The organism is Bacillus sp. EE-W1 (assembly GCF_009760835.1).
GTDB lineage: Bacteria > Bacillota > Bacilli > Bacillales > Bacillaceae_G > Bacillus_A > Bacillus_A wiedmannii.
Map to the genome: position 1 here is coordinate 417159 of NZ_WIPE01000074.1, position 19214 is coordinate 436372.

20 protein-coding genes and 2 pseudogenes are annotated in these 19214 nt (G+C 35.9%); 5 read left to right on the forward strand and 17 right to left on the reverse strand.

Annotated features, from left to right (window positions below):
- Positions 1-1995, reverse strand: a 1995-nt coding sequence (cpdB, locus tag GFJ36_RS21410; RefSeq protein WP_242016028.1) for a bifunctional 2',3'-cyclic-nucleotide 2'-phosphodiesterase/3'-nucleotidase, incomplete at its 3' end; no start/stop codon positions are given.
- Positions 1996-2357: 362 nt separating this feature from the next.
- Here cpdB and GFJ36_RS21415 point away from each other — a divergent pair.
- Together GFJ36_RS21415 and GFJ36_RS21420 are read left to right on the forward strand one after the other, a co-directional pair.
- Positions 2358-3137 carry a GDSL-type esterase/lipase family protein gene (locus GFJ36_RS21415; protein ID WP_087985149.1) on the forward strand — a complete coding sequence of 260 codons (780 nt, stop codon included), beginning with the start codon at positions 2358-2360 and terminating at the stop codon, positions 3135-3137.
- 72 nt (positions 3138-3209) lie between these two features.
- On the forward strand, positions 3210-3656 hold the full coding sequence (locus GFJ36_RS21420; RefSeq protein WP_000445817.1) for a MarR family winged helix-turn-helix transcriptional regulator: 447 nt from the start codon (positions 3210-3212) through the stop codon (positions 3654-3656).
- 24 nt (positions 3657-3680) lie between these two features.
- On the opposite strand, the gene GFJ36_RS21425 is transcribed toward GFJ36_RS21420, so the two are convergent.
- From GFJ36_RS21425 to argC, 9 genes and pseudogenes are all read right to left on the reverse strand, one after another.
- Positions 3681-3878: a hypothetical protein gene (locus GFJ36_RS21425; protein WP_060488332.1), complete on the reverse strand. Its 198-nt coding sequence runs from the start codon at positions 3876-3878 to the stop codon at positions 3681-3683.
- A 58-nt stretch (positions 3879-3936) separates the two neighbouring features.
- Entirely contained in the window at positions 3937-4497 is a 561-nt protein-coding gene (locus GFJ36_RS21430) for a DUF2062 domain-containing protein (RefSeq protein ID WP_088064369.1), read from the reverse strand.
- 466 nt (positions 4498-4963) lie between these two features.
- On the reverse strand, positions 4964-5482 hold the full coding sequence (locus GFJ36_RS21435; RefSeq protein ID WP_088064500.1) for an SMI1/KNR4 family protein: 519 nt from the start codon (positions 5480-5482) through the stop codon (positions 4964-4966).
- Positions 5483-5485: 3 nt separating this feature from the next.
- Positions 5486-6466, reverse strand: coding sequence for a WXG100 family type VII secretion target (locus tag GFJ36_RS29855; protein WP_097889629.1), 981 nt, complete (start codon positions 6464-6466; stop codon positions 5486-5488).
- Positions 6467-6821: 355 nt separating this feature from the next.
- Entirely contained in the window at positions 6822-7772 is a 951-nt protein-coding gene (argF, locus tag GFJ36_RS21445; protein WP_088608125.1) for an ornithine carbamoyltransferase, read from the reverse strand.
- Positions 7773-7784: 12 nt separating this feature from the next.
- A complete protein-coding gene (locus tag GFJ36_RS21450; protein ID WP_073516430.1) occupies positions 7785-8945 on the reverse strand; it encodes an acetylornithine transaminase in 1161 nt (386 codons plus the stop codon).
- Positions 8942-9709, reverse strand: a complete 768-nt coding sequence (gene argB / locus GFJ36_RS21455) for an acetylglutamate kinase (protein ID WP_097889628.1) — start codon at positions 9707-9709, stop codon at positions 8942-8944. Before argB ends, GFJ36_RS21450 begins: the two co-directional genes overlap by 4 nt.
- Before the next feature lie 11 nt (positions 9710-9720).
- Positions 9721-10922: pseudogene (argJ, locus tag GFJ36_RS21460) on the reverse strand (bifunctional glutamate N-acetyltransferase/amino-acid acetyltransferase ArgJ).
- Between the two features lie 10 nt (positions 10923-10932).
- A complete protein-coding gene (gene argC, locus GFJ36_RS21465) occupies positions 10933-11970 on the reverse strand; it encodes an N-acetyl-gamma-glutamyl-phosphate reductase (protein WP_088064375.1) in 1038 nt (345 codons plus the stop codon).
- A 374-nt stretch (positions 11971-12344) separates the two neighbouring features.
- On the opposite strand from argC, the gene GFJ36_RS21470 reads away from it, so the two are divergent.
- A complete protein-coding gene (locus tag GFJ36_RS21470; RefSeq protein ID WP_097889701.1) occupies positions 12345-12530 on the forward strand; it encodes a YqzH family protein in 186 nt (61 codons plus the stop codon).
- Positions 12531-12559: 29 nt separating this feature from the next.
- Here the strand turns inward: GFJ36_RS21470 and GFJ36_RS21475 are convergent, their stop codons facing one another.
- Both GFJ36_RS21475 and GFJ36_RS21480 read right to left on the reverse strand, forming a co-directional pair.
- Positions 12560-13354, reverse strand: coding sequence for an SDR family NAD(P)-dependent oxidoreductase (locus tag GFJ36_RS21475; protein WP_097857878.1), 795 nt, complete (start codon positions 13352-13354; stop codon positions 12560-12562).
- Between the two features lie 9 nt (positions 13355-13363).
- A complete protein-coding gene (locus tag GFJ36_RS21480; protein WP_064474854.1) occupies positions 13364-14317 on the reverse strand; it encodes an MBL fold metallo-hydrolase in 954 nt (317 codons plus the stop codon).
- Positions 14318-14482: 165 nt separating this feature from the next.
- Here GFJ36_RS21480 and proI point away from each other — a divergent pair, with 165 nt between their 5' ends.
- On the forward strand, positions 14483-15322 hold the full coding sequence (proI, locus tag GFJ36_RS21485) for a pyrroline-5-carboxylate reductase ProI (RefSeq protein WP_000027261.1): 840 nt from the start codon (positions 14483-14485) through the stop codon (positions 15320-15322).
- Positions 15323-15373: 51 nt separating this feature from the next.
- On the opposite strand, the gene sdaAA is transcribed toward proI, so the two are convergent.
- The 4 genes from sdaAA to rnz form a co-directional block, all read right to left on the reverse strand.
- Complete coding sequence (gene sdaAA / locus GFJ36_RS21490) at positions 15374-16252, reverse strand: L-serine ammonia-lyase, iron-sulfur-dependent, subunit alpha (protein ID WP_000489470.1); 879 nt, start codon at positions 16250-16252, stop codon at positions 15374-15376.
- Positions 16253-16270: 18 nt separating this feature from the next.
- Positions 16271-16930, reverse strand: a complete 660-nt coding sequence (gene sdaAB, locus GFJ36_RS21495) for an L-serine ammonia-lyase, iron-sulfur-dependent subunit beta (protein WP_097889626.1) — start codon at positions 16928-16930, stop codon at positions 16271-16273.
- 45 nt (positions 16931-16975) lie between these two features.
- The gene (locus tag GFJ36_RS29860; protein WP_179194447.1) at positions 16976-17122 is read right to left on the reverse strand and encodes a hypothetical protein; all 147 of its coding nucleotides are present in this window, start codon (positions 17120-17122) and stop codon (positions 16976-16978) included.
- A 552-nt stretch (positions 17123-17674) separates the two neighbouring features.
- Positions 17675-18598, reverse strand: coding sequence for a ribonuclease Z (rnz, locus tag GFJ36_RS21505; protein ID WP_088064377.1), 924 nt, complete (start codon positions 18596-18598; stop codon positions 17675-17677).
- A gap of 189 nt (positions 18599-18787) precedes the next feature.
- Between rnz and GFJ36_RS21510 the strand changes: the two genes are divergently transcribed.
- Positions 18788-19039 (forward strand): DUF3932 family protein, encoded by a 252-nt coding sequence (locus tag GFJ36_RS21510; RefSeq protein ID WP_000656495.1) that lies wholly within the window; start codon positions 18788-18790, stop codon positions 19037-19039.
- Between the two features lie 34 nt (positions 19040-19073).
- Here the strand turns inward: GFJ36_RS21510 and GFJ36_RS21515 are convergent.
- Positions 19074-19208 (reverse strand): annotated as a pseudogene (locus tag GFJ36_RS21515) (DNA polymerase IV); the annotation flags it as partial.
- Between the last annotated feature and the right edge of the window lie 6 nt (positions 19209-19214).

The window sequence follows — 19214 nt, forward strand, 5'->3', positions numbered from 1 at the left end:
CTCTCCACCAGTTTCCTTATCATCATCGTTCTTCTTCGTTATATCAATTGCATATTTAGCAAATTCATTTTCAGATGGTCCAACATATGATATTTTCCCATCTTTCTTTATATACTTCTGTGCATTTGGTGAAGAATCGAATGTTGTATGTAATTTATCTGCAACAATCGGTTTAAACGTCCAATTTTTATCTGCTGCTGGATTAATAACTGGTGTTTCTTGCATATACTTCACAATGATTTGACGTGTTTCATCTTGTGATTGGTATACAACTTCGCCTTTACTTACACCTGGGAACGTTTGGCTACTTCCGCGATAGTTATTTGTAGCGACGATGAACTCTTGATTGTCAGCTACTGGCTTACCTTCATATGTCATATTTATAATACGATTCGTATTTGCATTTACAACTTTTCCATCTTTATCGTATTTCGTTGGTTGTGTTACATCAATTTCGTATTTTAAGCCATCTAAAATATCGAAGTTATATGTAGGATAGCTTATATTTACTAACGGCTGTTCTTCTGTTTTCTTTGGATCAATTTGGTTAAACTGACCTGCAGACATTTCAAGCCATTCTTTCACTTGTGCCCCATTTACTTTTACAGCATATAACGTATTTGGATATACGTATAAATCTGCAACGTTTTTAATCGCTAACGTTCCAGCTGGAATATCCGTATAATATGTAGCACCGTTTCGGCCACCTGCTTTAAATGGTGCGCCTGCAGATAAAACTGGAATTCCTTTATATTTGCTATACTGTCCATTTTCAGCAAATAACTTTTCTACATACCATTTTTGTGCATTTGTCACAAGTTGTACAGAAGGATCATCTTGTACTAATGAGAAATAACTATTAATTGGCGCTGTCGTTTTTCCTACAGCTGTATTCACATAATCAATTGTCGCTTGATGATCATCTTTAATTTCATTAACTAATTCTTGATCAGATTGTACTAATGGGTTCCCTTTACTATCAGCAATCGGACGAAGTTGCGGCTTCGATTGCTCTTTTTGTATTTCCCATTTTCCGTTTACCTTTTTCAATTGCATATCAATAATACCTAAGTTACTTCCAAAGACACCAGGCATTACAACTGGAACACCATTAAATACATCCTTCACTTCAGTATGTGAATGTCCCATTAATACTGCATCTACACCAGGAACTTCTGTTAAATAATACGAAGCGTTTTCCATGCCAACGTTGTATCCACTCTTATCAACGCCCGAATGCGCTAGTGCAACGATAACATCTGCACCTTCTGCTTTCATTTTTGGCACCATTTTCTTCGCTGTTTCAACTATATCTTTCGCTTTCACTTTTCCTTCTAAATTTGCTTTATCCCAGTTCATAACTTGAGGTGGAACAAATCCCATTACGCCAATTTTCACTTTTTGTTTTTGTCCTGATTCATCTTCTACTTCTTTTTCAAAAACATGATATGGTTTAAAGTAATTTTGGTCGTTCTCTTCATTAGTATCTTTATCATCTTTATAGACGTTGGAGTTAATAACCGGGAACTCTGTTTTACTAATTACTTTGTTTAAATAGTCTAAACCGTAGTTAAATTCATGATTCCCAAGAGAGATGACGTCATACTTCATTAAATTCATTAAACGATATAATGGATGTGTATAACTAGGATCCACAGGCTTCTTCGGATCATTTATTTTATTCGCTACATAATCTCCAAGTGGTGTCCCTTGCAATGCATCCCCATCATCAAATAGGACAGAGTTCTTCGCTTCTTCACGTGCTTTATTAACAAGTGTTGCCGTTTGCACGAGACCTACTTTATTATCTGTTTTCGTTTGATAATAATCGTAATTCATTAAGTTAACGTGAATATCTGATGTTTCTAGAATTCGTAACTTAACCGTACTCTCCCCATTGTTCTCATCCGCATGAGCTGTTGCTGGCAATACTTGCGGCGCTATTACACCTATAGCAAGAGTTGCTCCAGCTAGCATTTTTTTTGACTTTTTCACAAAAAATCCCCCTTATACAATTACCAAAAATAATGAAATAAACTTCTATTTGCCTCTAACCACATACCTTTTTTCTTCTATTAGAGACAAGATTTTCATTTCATCCTGCGCTAATGAGTAGTCCCCTTAAACGCCTGATTAGTGAAACTTTAATTAGTGGGAAATAAAGCCCTACTCATTAAAATTTCACCTTATCTGACATTATCATATATAATGTACTTTCATATCGTCAATATTTTTTGACATACTTCTACAAATTTTCTGTAAAGTTGTTGTAAACTTTTCATAAACATATAATATGCCCTTACATTGTTAATACTGCTGAATATGATACAATTACCAATTACAAGGAGGATGAATATATGAAAAAAGTCATCTTAACAATTGTTTGTCTCCTCCTTCTAATCATTTCTTATTCTTATTTTGAAAAGAACGATGAGACAAAACAAAATGAACCCGAAGAAAACACAGAAAAAACATCTACTCCAAGTTGGATTGATAAGCAAACAAACGATTCCTTTTATCATCTCGTACTAGGTGATTCACTCGCCAAAGGATATGGATCGACACAAGGGGGATTTGCTGAATTAGCTTCTAGACAAATAGAAGCACAAATTCATAAGCCAATTACAGTAGAAAACCTTGGGATAAACGGTCTTACAACAGATCGTCTCGCTAAAAAAGTGCAATCAGAAGATGTAAAACAAAAAATTAGAGCAGCAAATATCATTACAATTAATATTGGAGGAAATAATTTATTCCGTTTAAATCGTGATGTCGGTGTTATAGATGGTATTAAAATGTTAAATAAAGAAAAAGCTCATTTTGAAGCGGATATAAAAAATATTGTAAAGACAGTTCGAGATCAAAATCCGAACGCTTTACTCATTCTCTCAGAACTCTATAATCCGTTACAACTCGATGACTCCATCGCCAGTTATGCAGATATGTTTTTAGATGGATGGAATGAATCCGTTTATTCCATTTCAAAAGCAAATCAACCATCTATCGTTTTACCAATTCGTAAATTAATATCAAATGATAAAAAAGATTTACTCTTTGACCAAGTGCATCCAAATGATAATGGCTACGCGATTATTGCCGATTCATTTACAAAAAAAGTGTTGGCCTACAAATATTAAAATTTCCATGAAACAATTCTATTTTTATAACATGTCTTTTTTGTTACAATGATAGTGGAAGGGGGCCTTTATATGGAATCACGCGAGTGGGAACGTATTGTTGATCATCTTCTTTCGCTAGTGCCTCTTTTTTATCGCAAATTTATGCTTCCTGGAGAATTTTCTTCTCAAAGACATATGCCGCCATCACATACACAAGTATTGCTACTTCTGCATGAAAATGGTACATTAGCAGTTTCCGAAATCGGCAAGCGGCTAGCGATTTCACGGCCTAACATGACACCTCTATTAAACAAACTGATTCAAGAAGAACTAATAGAGCGTCATTATAGCGAAAAAGATCGACGGGTCATTTTAATTTCCCTAACAGCTGAAGGGAAATTGTTAGTAAATCAGTATCAACAATTCATTTTAGACAAATTAAAAGAAAATTTCCAAACATTATCTGAGGAAGAGCGCGAAAAGCTCATTCACTCTCTTCAAACCATTCAAAATTTAATTTTGAAAACAAACGCATAAAGCTGCTTCTACATAGAAGCAGCTTTATGATTCGTAATAATTACCATAGTATACATTTGAATATGGCCATGTCGTTAAATATGGTTTTTGTTCTTGCGTAGGCTGTTGTTGTGGTATTTGTGGTAATTGCTGCTGCTGATACACTCCAAATTGCTGCCTCATATCATTTACCGGATAATAATTTACATATGGATATACTTGCGGTACGTAATAATAATACATTCATTCTCTCCTCCTTTTTCTTAAACATATTCCAAGGAGAAAATGAATGTGACACTCTTTATATTTGCACGAGTGGTTCTCTCACTCGTTTCTTTCTGTTCTTCAAACGTAGCTTACGGTTCTTTTCATATAAATAATGCACAACAAAATATGAAATTACCCCAAACACAACTCCTATTATCGTCATACCAATTAATACATACACTTCACTCTGTAACAAGCTCTTTAACATTGTGAAAATATGGCTTGAAAACAAGTCAGAGATCGTAAATGGTTCATGATGTATCTTTTTCACATGAAATGGATAAATCATTTTTCCTAACGCATATGCAAATGGAAATAAAAATACTGGTAAAAATGATATTTTCCCAATAATATTGCCAATAACCGCCGCAGGAAAAGATCCCTTTGCCAATCGAACGATCGGATAAAATATTACATATACGAGCGATGCCGTATATAGGACCAGCATCTCTAAACCAAAACCTATCGCAAAGCCTAATGATACTTTCTTTGCTCCTTCTGGCGATCGAAGTAACTTATAATATTGAAACTTTAATATTCTCCACATCCGCTGGAAAAACGAATATGTTTTCTTAGGTGTTTTCACTCTCATCATCTCTTTAACTATATTTTTATATGTAGTATGCCCTTACATACTCTGAAAAACAAATTTCACTTTCTCTTTTATTATAAAGGATATCGAAATGGTTAACTAAATATACATATGACATTTCAATATAAAAAGTGCACCTCAAATTGTTATTCGTGTCTAACAATTGCGGTGCAGTTCAAATTGAGCAGCTTTGTTCTTATTTATTCTCCTAATGTTTGTCCCATTTCATTTATTTTTATATCAAGACGAAAAAAGCACTTGTTGCCTTTAATCGACAATCAAGTACTTTCAGTTCATATTGTTTTTAAATTGCTCTAGATTTTATCGTAACCTTAAAACTTGTATATCTTGACGATTAATATTCATTTTCTTTTCTGTTCACTTCAAATATATTTTGCTTTAGCCGTATTAGTATTTATGTTTTTATAGCCGCACATTAACATACACTTAAAAAACACGATTGCATAAACTACCCCTTTAAAGCTAATATCTCTTCTCTATTATAGTCGATCATTGCTAAAAAGTACTCGTCAAAATTCTCAAATCTATCTATTTCTTCACCCGCAAACCAAATTATCTCTCCTGGTCTAGAAGAATTAGGTAAACATAAAACAAATAAATCCCTATCAAATTCAGAAACTGCTATTGGTAATAGCTCCTGTCTTAAAACACCGCTTTCTTCTAAAACAACATCATCTATAGCTTCTAATAATACCTGAGCATAATCCATTATAGATGATTCCTTTAATTGCTCCGTACCAAATAAATCCACCGTTTGATAAAAGCCTGCCCAACCATTGGCATATTGAAGAAATTCTCGATACATTAAATCAAGCTTATATCCCAATTCTTGTTCAATAATGCGAATAGATTTTTCATTTGCTCCCACCTCTGGAAAATGGTGTGGCCATATTTTTTCTACATCTTGTTTCATTAGCTCCTGCTTCACTAAAATCATTGTAGCTATCTTATCTTTCCAATTATTCATCATCTACTCCTCCTCTACAAACTTAAATTTTGTAGGTTTATAACCAATTGGATATTTATTAGCCTGTCCACCTATGCTCATATTAACTTTTGGATCAAGGTCTAACCAACTATGAGGCTCCGGTTTCCCCATCCAAGTTGTATCAGGAACATGACCAACATGTCCCTTGTATGCTTCTCCATTATCAGCAGCTCGCTTACCTTCTAGCCTTGCCGCACGTGAAGCTTCTTGTCTTAATTTACCTTTAGTTGATACCCTTCCTGTTGGTGATAAAGCACCAGCTTCTAAGGCTTTATTAGATCCCTCAACATAAGCCTTAACTTGCGCTATCTGTTCATCTGTCGCTCCAGGAGGTGCTTTGACCTCTACAGGTCCCCCAGCTTTACCGGCCCCCTTAACTCCATTGACTTTCTCCACAGGTACTTTTTTAGCTTTATTCACAGCCTCAGTAGCCTTAGCAGTCATTTTAACTCCTTTGCCTACTTTAGCTATCTTCCCAAAGGGTGTAATCCCTGCTACTGCCATTCCTCCAGCAAATACTCTATCCAAAGTAGATAGTTTTTCGCCAGTAGATGGATCAATCCCATCCCAAGCACGACGAATATCATACTCACCACTTATTTCACCTACTATATCCCTAGCAAGTTTTTCACCATCAAAATCCTCTTTTTCTGATGATAGTGGTCCACACATCGCTCCTTGTTCCATTGTAACATCTTGATTATCTGTATTGCGGAATTTTTCAGCAATTCGTTTCAAATCTTCTTCTACTTTTACAAGTGAATGAATAGATGTAAAAGCTTTTAGTCTCGCATCATTGAACATTTGAATGAACTGTTGATTAGAGGCACCAATCCACTGAAAACACAATTGATCTATTTCATTACATAAATTATTATGTATAGATTCTAATGCGATTCGGGTATTGCTTGCACGATTCGCAACTTCTTCTAGCATTTCAGGTGTAACTTTAATTTGAACCATTTTTTTCCTCCCTCTCCCAATTAAAATTATGAGATAAAAAGAAAAAAATGCAAATACAGAAATTTTAGAACATCCAAAAATCTTTATACAACATAAAGCCTGCTTAACAGCAAATGAAGCCTATGTGTATGTGAAGTAAAGAGTCTTCTTAGTAAACTAGGCACAAAAGGTTATACAAAAAATTTAGTAGCTGTTTCTCTAATAGATATCCCCCCTCTACCCATATAATTAAGTACATTCAGTATATACTCAAAGTAATATCTTTTTATTGTATTTACTTTCTCTTCTAAAAAGAATTTAACCATAAAAAACACCCCAATTGTTATTCGTATCTAACAATTGAGGTGCACTTCATTTAAGAAAGCTCTTCTACATTTTTAAATAAACTTACTAATAATGCTTTTTGCGCATGCAATCGATTACCCGCTTGCTCAAAGACGATAGACTGTGGTCCATCTATAATTTCTCCTGTTACTTCCTCTTCACGATGGGCAGGTAAACAGTGTAAGAAACGATATGTTTGCTTCGCATGCATAACAAGTTCTTTATTGATTTGGTAAGGTTGAAATAAAGTATATTTCTCTTCTTCTCCCTCTTGCCCCATGCTCATCCAAACGTCAGTATAAATGAAATCTGCTTCACTCACCGCTAGTTCAGGGTTATGCAAAATTTCAATTTTCGCTCCTGTTTCTTCAGCAATCGTTAACGCTTTTTTTACAATTTCCTCATTTGGTTCATATCCTACAGGCGTTGCAACAGTCATATGCATTCCAACTTTCGCACTTGCTAGCAACAATGAATGACATACGTTATTTCCATCACCTACATAAGCCAATTTTATTCCTTTAAATGTATTTATTTCTTCATATATTGTCATTAGATCCGCCAGTGCTTGACAAGGATGATGATCGTCCGTTAAACCATTAATTACAGGTATGCTCGATTCTTTTGCAAGCTCTTCTACATCGGCATGTGAGAATGTACGTATCATGATCCCATCAATATAATGAGATAATACTTTCGCAGTATCTGAAACGCTCTCCCCTCTTCCAATTTGCATCTCTTTCCCACTTAAAAACATACCATGTCCTCCGAGCTGTACCATTCCTGCTTCAAAAGATACGCGAGTACGAGTCGAATGTTTATCAAAGATAAGCCCTAATATTTTTCCTTGTAATAAAGGCTCTTGCTTATTCTTTTTTAAATAGATAGCGAACTCAATTAAAGAAATGATTTCTTCTTGTGTCAGTTCTTCTAATGTTAAAAAATCTTTCGTATTTAATTTCGGTACTTGTACAGTTGACATAGAATTTCCCCCTTATATGATTGATACGTTTTTTGTACAAACTACTTTTTTTATCATATATACTGCCTGTTCTAACTCTTCATTCGTTACAATAAGTGGTGGTAATAGTCTAATCACATTAGGTCCTGCTTGTAATACGAGAAGTCCTTCTTTCTCTAGTTGTTCTATACAACTTGCAACTTCATGCTTACACTCAATCCCAATCATAAGCCCCTTACCACGTATATTTTGAATACATTCAACATGTCGTAATTCCTCTCGCAACTTCTCTAATACGTATTCGCTCTTTTCCTTTACTTCTTTTAAAAACGATGGTTTCTTACTTACTTGCAATACTTCTTTCGCTGCAGCCATTGCAATATAATTCCCACCAAACGTTGAACCATGTGATCCTGCAGTAAACGATGTTCCAAGTTCCTTCCGGCCAATCATCGCTCCAACGGGAATGCCATTTCCAAGCGCCTTAGCGGCAGTAACGATATGAGGATCTATTCCCATTTGTTCGTAAGCAAATAATGTCCCTGTTCTTCCAATCCCTGTTTGTACTTCGTCTATAATAAATAAGGAACCGAACTTATTACATAATGTTTCAATTGCTTTCAAAAAAGATAAATCAGCAGGAATGACTCCTCCCTCTCCTTGAACAACTTCTACCATTACCGCCGCTACTTCTTCATTCATTACTTCCTCTAATGCCTTTATATCGTTAAACGGGGTATGTAAAAAAGACGGAAGGAGCGGACCAAATCCTTCTTTCACTTTATTTTGCCCCGTCGCACTCATCGTTCCGAATGTTCTACCATGAAAAGACTGCTGACATGTTATGACGAGAGATTTTCCAGTATGCTTACGAGCTAGCTTCAAAGCAGCTTCATTCGCCTCTGCCCCGCTATTACAGAAAAAAACAGAATCTAACGCTGTATTTTCTGTTAATAATGACGCTACTTCTTCTTGTAAGCTGTTTGTAAACAGGTTAGATATATGCCATATATCATGAAGTTGCTCTTGGACAGCTTTCATAACCTTAGGATGACAATGGCCTAAATTACATACGCCAATTCCTGATGTGAAATCTAAATATTGCTTACCATTTTCATCAATAACTTCCGTTCCACTTCCCTTTACAAGCTCAATATTTCTTCTCCCATACGTTTGAAAAAGATGACTTGTCATACGATACTTACTCCTTTCGTTACCGTCGTTCCGATACACTCGCCCGTAACTTCAGTAAAATCTTTTGTACCGTTCACAATACTTATCTTTTGCACTCCCATTTTTAATGACGTTAGTGCCGCCTGTACTTTCGGAATCATCCCGCCTGTAATAACTCCTTTTTCTATTAAAGTAGTAATTTCCGATTCATCCGTTTTCTTTACTAATTTCCCTTCATGTAATATCCCATCTACATCCGTAATAAAAATGAGTTCTTTTGCGGATAATGCGGCCGCAATTCCAGCTGCAGCTGTATCCGCATTTATGTTATAAATCTCATTATCATGTATCCCGACCGGAGCAATAACAGGAATATAATTCAAATTTATCAATCCTTTTAGTAAGGTTGTTTCGACATAACTTACTTCTCCCACATATCCTATTTCTTCGCTGACAGGTTGAACTTGAAGTAAATTGCCGTCACACCCTGAACAACCTACCGCAAGTAAATTATGCCTTTGCAACTTCATTACAAATTTTTTATTCGTACTTCCGCATAGCACCATTTGAACAATATCCATAACTTCTTTTGGTGTTACTCGTAACCCATCTCTTTTTTCTACTTTGATGTTACAACCTCTTAATTGCGCATCAATTTCTGGGCCACCACCATGGACAATCACTACTTTATACTTCTGTTGCAATTTCTTTATGCAATCAAAAAACACATCATTTAATTGATCCAACATACTACCGCCGCATTTCACTACAATATAATCGCTCATCTTCCCTCTCCTTATGTACGATAACAAGCGTTTATTTTCACATATTCATAGCTTAAGTCACAGCCCCAAGCTGATCCTGTCTCTTCTCCTAAATGTAAATACACATCAATCATAATTTCATGTTCTTTTCAGAAAACATTTGAGGTTCACTATTTTTCAGCACCGTAATAGATTGAAGAGTAATATCAATTGTATTTGGATTAATCGTGACTTCACTTTGTCCAATACTGCTAATAATTCGCCCCCAGTTTGGATCTTCACCATGTATTGCTGTTTTCACAAGACTCGAACCGACTATTTGCTTTGCAATTTTCTTTGCCTCTTCATTCGTTCGAGCTCCTAACACATTTACTTCTATTAACTTCGTAGCGCCCTCACCATCTTGTGCGATTTTTTTCGCTAAATCTTCACATACCTTCTGTAAAGCAAATACGAAAGTTTCCCAATCTGCATGTTCCATATTGATTGGTTTCGTTTCTGATAATCCACTTGCCATAACGATGACCATATCATTCGTAGAAGTATCTCCATCTACCGTAATTTGATTAAATGTACGATTCGTTATTTGTGATAATGCTGTTTGTAATACGTCATGCTCTATATAAGCGTCTGTCGTAATAAAACTTAGCATCGTCGCCATATTTGGATGAATCATCCCTGAACCTTTCGCAACACCAGCAATCGTCACTTTCTTCCCATCAATCATCATTCCATAGCAAGTTTCTTTCGTTATAAGATCCGTCGTTAAGATTGCTTCAGAAAAAGAATGAGCTTCACTTTCTTCCTTCGTCGGGATAAGAGTTGCAATTCCCTTTCGGATTATATCCATCGGTAAAGGGACACCAATTACACCTGTTGAAGCTACTGCAACGTAATTTTCTTTCACTCCAAAATGTTTCGCTCCTAATGCACGCATCTCGTAAGCATCTTGTAACCCTTTCATTCCTGTACAAGCATTTGCATTTCCACTATTGACGATAATTGCCTGCAATTTCCCCTCAGCTGTTATACTGTCTTTCGTTACTTGCAGGGGAGCTGCTTGTATTTGATTCGTTGTATAAACGGCAGCACATGATGCTGGCACTTCACAAATGATTACACCTAAATCCTTTTTGTCTTTTTTCAAACCATTTGCAGTACCGACTGCCGAAAAGCCTTTTGGCGTTACAATTGAACCATTATCTAATTTTGTAATAGACTCTACTTTAATCATCATGTCCCCCTTATAAATAAAGCGGCATATGCTGTAAACCTGTTGTTTCTTCTAGTCCCGCTACTATATTTGCATTTTGAATCGCTTGCCCAGCCGCACCTTTCATCATATTGTCTATAACAGAAACGACTGTCACTCTTCCGGTTCTTTCATCGTAAGCTATCCCCATATCACAATAATTTGAGCCCCTCACTTCTTTCGGACTTGGAAACTCTCCTTGCGTACGAATTCGAATGAAAGGCGATTGTTCATACGTTTCTTCATATAACTTTTGAAGTTTCCCTATTTCCATTTCTCGTTTTACTTTCGCATAAAGTGTAACCATAATTCCCCGTGATATCGGTATTAAATGTGTACTAAACGTGATTGGCTTCGTTTCCCTATTCCACTCCGCGAGCATTTGCTCAATCTCAGGAACATGTTGATGCTCATTTACTTTATAAATACGCAGGTTATCGTATAACTCAGGAAAGTGAGTCATTGTCGTTGGCGTTTTGCCTGCTCCAGATACTCCTGATTTCGCATCAATAATAATGGAATCTTCTTCAATTATGTCGCTACGAACTAACGGCAATACCGCTAATAATGCAGCTGTAGCAAAGCATCCTGGGTTTGCAATTAAATTTGCATTTTGAATCTCGGACCTTTTCCATTCACTTAACCCATATACAGCTTTACTAAGAACTGCTTCTTTTGCAGCTGTCCTTTTATACCACTGTTCATATATGAAAGGATCTTTCATACGAAAGTCTCCAGATAGGTCAATTACTTTTAAACCTACTGCTAATAATTTTGGAGTTAGCTCTGCTGATACTCCTGCTGGGGTTGCCAAAAATACAATTTCTGCTTCTTTCACTATTTCTTCCGCATCAATTTCTTGTAACGTATGAACAAGAACATTTTGAAAATGCGGATATACATTTGTTATACACTCGCCAACTTGCGAAAAAGAATGAAGAGATGCTATCGAAAAATATGGATGTTGCTCTAATAACCGAATTAACTCAATACCTCCATACCCAGTTGCTCCAATAATCGCGACTTTCATATGCTCCTCCTCATATCAATTCTTTAAATTAAGTATGATTATAATATTGTATATTTATAGAGTCAATTAAATATTTATAAATTTTACAAACTTAAAAAACTTAATTTTACTAGAAAAACAATATACACAATAGAATTTTTATACACAAATAGTGTATAGTAGTTTTTTCATTTCACTTCAAGTACAATAAAGTGAAACTATAATCAGTGGGGTTTTGTTCATCCTCCCTGATTATTAGCCCACACCAATCGGGCGTTTAGGGGCAGTCGATCTCCCACCTAAGTTCTTTGCTCTAGCCGAATTTTAAGGTGGGGTTTTACTGCCCGTTAATGCCGGGTAAAACAATACATGTATACATACAGGCGGGGGAAAACATGAATGAGAAATTAATTGAGAAAATGATTATAAAAAGTTTTCAGCAATATCAATGTAATCCTATGTCAAATGAGGATCAGGAAATGCTTATTAAACATACTCAAACGATAATTCATTCAAATACTGAAATTGATGTATACGAGGCAGTTGAGGATATCGTTTACGATTATGTGACTGGAAAATAAAAAATAGGAGATTTCCATATGGAAATCTCCTATTTTTTATTTAATGATTTACCTGCAACACGCTCAAATAAACCTGGGAATAGTGCATAAAGTTTCGGACCAATGCCCATCCACTTCGGTAAGTTTACTTCACGCTTTTTCGTTTGCATCGATTTTACGATCTGCTCTGCTACATATGTTGGTTTTAACATGTACCGTCCCATATTTTTCACATATGTACCGGATTGATCCGCTATTTCAAAAAAGTTTGTATCTATCGGACCTGGATTAATCGCTGTTACGAAAATATTTGTACTAGACAACTCCATGCGTAAACTATTCGTAAATCCTAATACTGCATGTTTCGTCGCTGCATACGCACTCGATTTTGGAGTTGCAATTTTCCCAGCAAGTGAAGCAATATTAATAATATGTCCTTCGTTCCTTTTCACCATATAGGGTAGTACCGCTTTCGTACAAGCTACTAATCCAAATACATTTACTTGGAACATATCTTTCACTTCATCCATTGACGCATCTTCAAATGTTTTAAAAATACCAAATCCCGCATTGTTTACTAATATATCAATACGTCCCACTTCTTGTAATACCTTTGAAAAAACAGATTGTACTTCTATCTCTTCACTTACATCTAATACATAATAATAGCAAGGCGTATTATAAGTTTCTTTAATTTTCTCTGCTAACACTTTTAATTTCTCTTCTGTTCTAGCCATTAATACTGGAGTCGCCCCCTGCTCTGCAACTTGCATTGCAACTTGCTCTCCAATTCCACTAGAAGCACCTGTAATGACGATTACTTTATCTTGTAAACGTCCCGTCATTGCTGTCACCTACTTTGCATAATAAATCAATTGTTGCGAAGATTCATCAATCATCACTTGTTGATTATATGCTAAAAAGTCTAATTGTCCAACAGTTTCTGAAATAGTAAGCGGCAATTGCTCCTTATATAATACCGGAAATAGTTTTACACATACTTCAAATGCTGTCATTGGTTTTTCCTTTAATAACTCAAGCACTTTAAACGCACGTGTTTCTTGCTTTTGTAATCTCGTTTCAATAAGTTGTTTCACATTTAGAACATCTTCTCCATGTCCTGATAAAATGCGCGAAATATTCATTTCACTTAAACGCTTTAATGTTTGATTATATTGTAATAACGGGCGCGCCCTTTCTGTTTGTCCTTCATATGGTGGTTCTAATATGGGATTCGAAGAAATATGGCTAATGAGAGCATCCCCGCCAATTAATATTCCATCAGATTCTCTATATAATGAAATATGAGTGGAAGCATGACCTGGTGTTTCGATTACTGTAAACCCAGGTAAAGAATCAATACGATCTCCCTCTCTCACAGTATGCGTTAACGATCTATTACAAGAATATTTAAGTGTCTTCGTCGTCAATAACGCCTCGTCTTTCAAAAATGCCGCTGGAACACCAAATTGCAAAGCTGTCTCTCTAAAAAACTCATGATACCACTTTAAAAATTCTGGATTTTGCGTGATCCAAGGCTCATTCCAAGGATGTCCAATAATGTTCGTTTTCTCAGAAAATATATTTAAAAGCCCACAATGATCCGCATGATGATGCGTAATGACTACCGTTTTAATATCTTCTATCGCATATCCTAATGTACCTAATTGCCTTTCTAAAGCACTTCTTGCCTCTTCTGTATTCGTCCCTGTATCAATTAATGTTAATGTCTCCCCCTCAACTAAAAACACATTCACAGTTTCAACTGCAAATGGCACAGGAATCTCCATTCGGTGAATCGCCGTCATGCTTAGCCCCCCTGTCTCTTTCCGGTTCAAAAATGAATACTTCTTCAGTTTACAACTTCTATATATATTTGTCATTATTTTCAGATAAAAAGAGGTGTTTCCTGTAAAAAAACGAATGTATGTACATTTATAAGAATTTCTAACCAAATTTAAAGGAGGAACATCATGTCTATTCAAAACATTTCCTTTCTCGGTGCAGGCTCTATTGCTGAAGCTATTATTGGTGGCTTGTTACATGCAAATGTTGTGAAAGGCGAACAAATTACCGTAAGTAATCGTTCTAACGAGACAAGATTGCAGGAGCTACATAAAAAATATGGCGTAAAAGGTACGCATAATAAAAAAGAGCTACTTACTGATACAACTATTCTTTTTCTAGCAATGAAACCAAAGGATGTTGCAGAAGCGCTTACTCCTTTTAAAGAAGATATACATAATAACCTGCTTATTATTTCCTTATTAGCAGGTGTTTCTACTCACTCGATTAGAAACCTACTTCAAAAAGATGTTCCGATTATTCGTGCGATGCCAAATACATCTGCAGCTATTTTAAAATCAGCTACTGCTATCTCGCCTTCAAAACATGCAACAGCGGAACATATTCAGACTGCCATAGCTTTATTTGAAACGATCGGTCTCGTCTCTGTTGTAGAGGAAGAAGATATGCATGCTGTCACTGCATTATCTGGAAGTGGGCCTGCTTATATTTATTACGTAGTGGAAGCGATGGAAGAAGCCGCAAAAACAATTGGTTTAAAAGAAGATGTTGCAAAGTCACTTATTCTTCAGACGATGATTGGTGCTGCTGAAATGCTAAAAGCAAGTGAAAAACACCCTTCTGTTTTGCGAAAGGAAATTACTTCTCCTGGCGGAACGACCGAAGCAGGCATTGAAGTATTACAAGAACATAAATTTCAACAAGCACTTATTTCTTGTATTACACAGGCTACACAACGATCACATAATCTTGGGAAAACATTAGAACAACTAACAAAAGAAAAATAAAAATGGAGCTCAATCTTACTTGAGCTCCATTTTTTTATTAACATATATTGTTTAGTTATTAGTCTTCCCAAAAATCTCTTCTTGCAGACGGCGACCAGTTGGTGTTGCTGCAAGTCCACCTTCAGCTGTTTCACGAAGTGCTACTGGCATCGTTTGTCCGATTCTAAACATCGCCTCAATCACTTCATCACATGGAATTGTACTCGTTACGCCAGCTAATGCTAAATCAGCTGAAATCATCGCATTCGCAGCTCCTGCTGCATTACGTTTTACACAAGGTACTTCTACAAGCCCTGCAACAGGATCACATACTAAACCAAGCATATTCTTTAATGAAATCGCCATCGCTGTAGCTGCTTGATCTTGTGTTCCACCAGCCATCTCAACTGCTGCTGCTGCTGCCATTCCACTTGCTGAACCTACTTCAGCTTGGCAACCTCCTGCCGCGCCGGAAATACAAGCATTATTCGCAACAACCATACCGAAAGCTCCTGCTGTAAATAAAAATTCGATCATCTCTTCGCGTGTCGGCTGTAATTTTTCTTGCAGTGCAAACAGTACACCTGGCACTGTTCCAGCAGACCCTGCTGTTGGTGTTGCACAAATAATTCCCATCGCTGCGTTTACTTCATTTGTTGCAACAGCTTTACTCACCGCGTCCAAAATCGTATCTCCAGATAAGCCTTTTCCGCTATTCATATACGCCTGAACTTTTACAGCATCTCCGCCAGTTAAACCAGTTGGTGATTTCACTCCGCGAATACCACGTTCTACTGCTTGCTCCATCACGACTAAGTTCTTTTCCATACCAGCAATTACTTCTTCACGTGAAATACTTCTTGTTTTCATTTCACATTGAATCATAATTTCTGCGATTTTTACATTTTGTTCTTTAGCTTGCGCCACTAGTTCCGCTGCGTTCCGAAACATGGTGTGTCCCCCCTGCAATTATTCCATAATAGTTACTTGACAAATATTTTGTTGCGCGTTTATTTCTTCAATCACTTCATCTGCTAATAATTCATCTGTTTCGATAACCATAAGCGCTCTTCTTCCTTTTTCTTTACGAGAAACACTCATTGTACTAATGTTAATTTCATGTTTCGCAAGGATTGAAGCTACTGCTGCAATAGCACCGAAGCGATCGTTATTTACAATAAGTAGTGCTGGACTCGTGCCTGTTAATTGAAGATCGAATCCGTTTAATTCTACAACTTCAATTTTACCGCCACCAATTGAGCAAGCAACAACTTCAATTTCTTCTTCACCTTTATACAAACGAATTCTCGCTGTATTTGGGTGAGGTGCATTTGCATCTTCTTCAATAAATTCTACTTCGATTTTGCGCTCTTTTGCTATGTCTAGCGCTTTTGGAATACGTAAGTCATCTGTTTCAAACCCTAATATCCCACCTATTAACGCTACATCTGTACCATGCCCACGATACGTCTTTGCAAATGATCCATATAATGAAATGCTTACTCTTTCTGGTTCATGACGAAACAGCTGGCGAGCAACTTGCCCCATTCTTGCTGCGCCTGCTGTATGTGAACTTGATGGACCAATCATAACTGGACCAATAATATCAAATACTGAGCGATACTTCATCATAACTCCCCCTAAACCTCTGTGCAAAAATTTTTTACTATTCTATTAAGCTACCGAATCGGTTGCTTTTCCAGTTGTACGACGAATTTGTTCCGCTATACGAATTGGATAGTTTTTGAATAACAGTGAAACAATATATCCTGAAATAATACCAATTATCATAATAAATAAGAAACTTAGCATTACCTTCATTTACTAATCATATAAGCTAATCCACAATAAAGTCTTGTAGCAATCCAAAGTTTAACACAGAACCCCTTACAAGCATAGCATAAACAAGTGAAACTCCCATTGCTTTCATACCTTTTAGTGCTTTAAAGCTAAAAAATGAAAAAAGACTTAGTACAAATAATAGTAATATCCTTCTTATTTATAATTCTCATGTTTCCCTCTCACGATTTAGTCAACTCCACTTGTTACGACAAATGGCTAAAACGCATGTAGCCTACAATAAATTATAATCTGCCCTCATTATATCTTGTTTTTAATAAAACGCTTACTTTTAATAAATTTTAAAAGTTCTGAATAACGATCCGTTTTTGCTATTTGTACCACTCGTATGTCGTCTGACTTATATAACAGTTTCTCTAAACAATCGGTACTATGTATTTTTATCCTATTTCTTCACATCATTAAAACTTTCTGTTTCATCCAATATAAACATAAAATGATAACAGTTTTATTTTAAATTTTTTTAGAAATAAAAAAATGGCAACCTTTCGTCACCATTTTTTCACACCATTATTATCTATCTACTGGAAATGATTTCAAATCCGTAGCTATTTCTGTATTAGAAAATAGCTCTCTTGCCTCTTTCCATAATTCCTTATATGTATCTCCTTGATAACGAGAACTAATATGAGTCAATATTAATCGTTTTGCATTTGCCTGAAGTGCAATACTCGCAGCTTGCTTAGATGTAGAATGAAAATAATCATATGCTTGTTGTTCATCCTCTGCTGCAAAAGTGGCTTCATGAACAAGTACGTCAGCGTCTTGTGCCAGCTCTCTACTCGCTTCACAATATCTTGTATCACCTAAAATGGTAATAATTCTTCCCTTTTGAGGTGGACCAATAAAGTCTTTTCCATTTAGTATCGTACCATTTTCTAATTCAACTACTTCTCCATCTTTTAAACGTTTAAAGAGCGGGCCAGGTTTCACACCCATCTCCAGTAATTTATCGACTAAAAGAGCACCTTGTATATCTTTCTCTACAATACGATACCCAAAACATTCAATACCATGTGACAATCTTTTCGTTTCCACGTGAAATTCATTATCTTCAAATACAGTACCTTCTTCTATTATCTCCACAATTTCAAGTGGGTATTTTACATGTGTCGTACTTACTGATAATGCCACTTCAATAAATTGTTTAATTCCTTTTGGTCCATACACTGTTAAAGGTGTAGTCCCTCCTTGAAATGAACGGCTTCCTAATAAACCAGGCAAGCCAAAAATATGATCACCATGTAAATGCGTAATAAATATTTTTTCAATGCGGCGTGGGCGTACTGATGTATGTAATATTTGATGTTGCGTCGCCTCGCCACAATCAAATAACCAAGTCTGTCCTCGTTCTTCTAACAATTGCAAAGCAATTGCCGAAACGTTCCTTCCTTTCGAAGGAACACCTGCACCAGTTCCTAAAAATACAAATTCCACTTTCTTTCCTCCAGCTCTTTATATAATCTACCTTTCATCTTACGGAATGTTATTTCAAATGGCAAATCGAATTTACATAACCAATCATCTAGACAACTATATATCACGAACGTTATACTCAAAAAACTTAGTAATCGTTCGTGTTTTATGTTAAAATGATTATACTACATTTTAAGGGAGCGTTTTATTATGAAAGAAGCATTTCGTTTACAAACTGATTTTTCATCTTCATTTGATCGCTGGGTAAGTTCTTTCGTTTCTGATCACCCAGCACAATTAGAATGGACGACTTTGAAAGAATTAATCCATGAATATACAACAACACATACAAATGATTCATTACCAACATATATTTCTTCAGCTTTAACATATTACGCACAACGCGTTTCAACAACAAACAGTTCAGAAATTGTTATTTTTGAAAATGCTACAATCTCATAATCTATAATAAAAAGCACTGGTTACAGTGCTTTTTTTATTTATACTTATTTAGCAAATCGTCATATTCCGTCAAAAAATTTGTATACATACTTTGATCAAACTCATCTAAATTTATCCTTTCACTTGATTTATTAAATAATTCTTTTGCTTGTAGTGCAAAAGAAACAATTTATTT

What these genes read in the sequence shown, in the direction of transcription:
- GFJ36_RS21470 (WP_097889701.1), top strand. Translation starts at nt 12,345, where the DNA reads ATGAATGAGAAATTAATTGAGAAAATGATTATAAAAAGTTTTCAGCAA.
- GFJ36_RS21415 (WP_087985149.1), top strand. Translation starts at nt 2,358, where the DNA reads ATGAAAAAAGTCATCTTAACAATTGTTTGTCTCCTCCTTCTAATCATT.
- proI (WP_000027261.1), top strand. Translation starts at nt 14,483, where the DNA reads ATGTCTATTCAAAACATTTCCTTTCTCGGTGCAGGCTCTATTGCTGAA.
- GFJ36_RS21475 (WP_097857878.1), bottom strand. Translation starts at nt 13,354, where the DNA reads ATGACGGGACGTTTACAAGATAAAGTAATCGTCATTACAGGTGCTTCT.
- GFJ36_RS21420 (WP_000445817.1), top strand. Translation starts at nt 3,210, where the DNA reads ATGGAATCACGCGAGTGGGAACGTATTGTTGATCATCTTCTTTCGCTA.
- argF (WP_088608125.1), bottom strand. Translation starts at nt 7,772, where the DNA reads ATGTCAACTGTACAAGTACCGAAATTAAATACGAAAGATTTTTTAACA.
- GFJ36_RS29860 (WP_179194447.1), bottom strand. Translation starts at nt 17,122, where the DNA reads ATGAAGGTAATGCTAAGTTTCTTATTTATTATGATAATTGGTATTATT.
- GFJ36_RS21435 (WP_088064500.1), bottom strand. Translation starts at nt 5,482, where the DNA reads ATGAATAATTGGAAAGATAAGATAGCTACAATGATTTTAGTGAAGCAG.
- GFJ36_RS29855 (WP_097889629.1), bottom strand. Translation starts at nt 6,466, where the DNA reads ATGGTTCAAATTAAAGTTACACCTGAAATGCTAGAAGAAGTTGCGAAT.
- argB (WP_097889628.1), bottom strand. Translation starts at nt 9,709, where the DNA reads ATGAGCGATTATATTGTAGTGAAATGCGGCGGTAGTATGTTGGATCAA.
- sdaAB (WP_097889626.1), bottom strand. Translation starts at nt 16,930, where the DNA reads ATGAAGTATCGCTCAGTATTTGATATTATTGGTCCAGTTATGATTGGT.
- sdaAA (WP_000489470.1), bottom strand. Translation starts at nt 16,252, where the DNA reads ATGTTTCGGAACGCAGCGGAACTAGTGGCGCAAGCTAAAGAACAAAAT.
- GFJ36_RS21510 (WP_000656495.1), top strand. Translation starts at nt 18,788, where the DNA reads ATGAAAGAAGCATTTCGTTTACAAACTGATTTTTCATCTTCATTTGAT.
- GFJ36_RS21430 (WP_088064369.1), bottom strand. Translation starts at nt 4,497, where the DNA reads ATGATGAGAGTGAAAACACCTAAGAAAACATATTCGTTTTTCCAGCGG.
- GFJ36_RS21450 (WP_073516430.1), bottom strand. Translation starts at nt 8,945, where the DNA reads ATGACAAGTCATCTTTTTCAAACGTATGGGAGAAGAAATATTGAGCTT.
- GFJ36_RS21480 (WP_064474854.1), bottom strand. Translation starts at nt 14,317, where the DNA reads ATGACGGCGATTCACCGAATGGAGATTCCTGTGCCATTTGCAGTTGAA.
- argC (WP_088064375.1), bottom strand. Translation starts at nt 11,970, where the DNA reads ATGAAAGTCGCGATTATTGGAGCAACTGGGTATGGAGGTATTGAGTTA.
- GFJ36_RS21425 (WP_060488332.1), bottom strand. Translation starts at nt 3,878, where the DNA reads ATGTATTATTATTACGTACCGCAAGTATATCCATATGTAAATTATTAT.